The sequence below is a fragment of the Lactobacillus sp. C449L genome (assembly GCF_059900815.1).
This window is the reverse complement of the sequence record NZ_JBWXGA010000053.1, coordinates 1-604: the sequence shown is the minus strand read 5'-3', so window position 1 is coordinate 604 and position 604 is coordinate 1. Positions and strand designations below refer to the sequence as shown.

Genomic DNA, 604 nt, shown 5'->3' with positions numbered 1-604 from the left:
AGCGCGAGCCGGGCCGGGCCGAGCGACCGCACCACCTCCACCACGTCGGGGAAGTAGCGGCCCAGGGGCTTGCCCGCCCGCGATCGCAGCGCCACCTCGCCGCCGCTCTTGAAGACGAGGCAGCGGAAGCCGTCCCACTTGGGCTCATATTGCCAGCAATCCCCCTCCGGCAGCGTCTCGGCGAGCTTCGCCTCCATGGGCGCGAGGCCCGGCGGCACGGCCAGCGCGCCGAAGGCGTCCTCCCTGTCCCCACGATTCGCCACGAGGGCGAAGACTCCGCTCGGTCCCCGCGGTTCCGCCGCGGCGCACAAGAAAAGATTAACGGCGGTTCCCGGCAATGCGGCGAAACGATTCATCGGCGCGGCGAACGGACCCGAAACGGCCGGCACCGCGTTGAGAATCAACGGATTGCCGGGTTACACCTTGGGCTGTGATCGAGGAGAGACCACGAGTGATGCTTTCGCGTAGAGCGCTCATCCAGTCTGCCGCCGCCGCGGGCGCGGCCGCGCTGGCGTCCCGTCCCGTCTTCGCGCAGCCCCTGCCGCAGCAGCCGCGGATCAACCCCGCGCTGCTCGCCCGCGCCCGCGCCGCGTTCGAGGAGAAG

At 71.0% G+C, this 604-nt stretch carries 2 protein-coding genes; one reads left to right on the top strand and one right to left on the bottom strand.

The window, feature by feature from the left end; all coding sequences use genetic code 11:
* Positions 1-404 (bottom strand): ATP-dependent DNA ligase (locus tag AC2JF9_RS08230; RefSeq protein WP_500726821.1); only part of this gene is annotated, 404 nt, incomplete at its 3' end.
* A gap of 50 nt (positions 405-454) precedes the next feature.
* On the opposite strand from AC2JF9_RS08230, the gene AC2JF9_RS08225 reads away from it, so the two are divergent.
* On the top strand, positions 455-604 hold a 150-nt coding region (locus tag AC2JF9_RS08225), incomplete at its 3' end, for a twin-arginine translocation signal domain-containing protein (protein ID WP_500726823.1).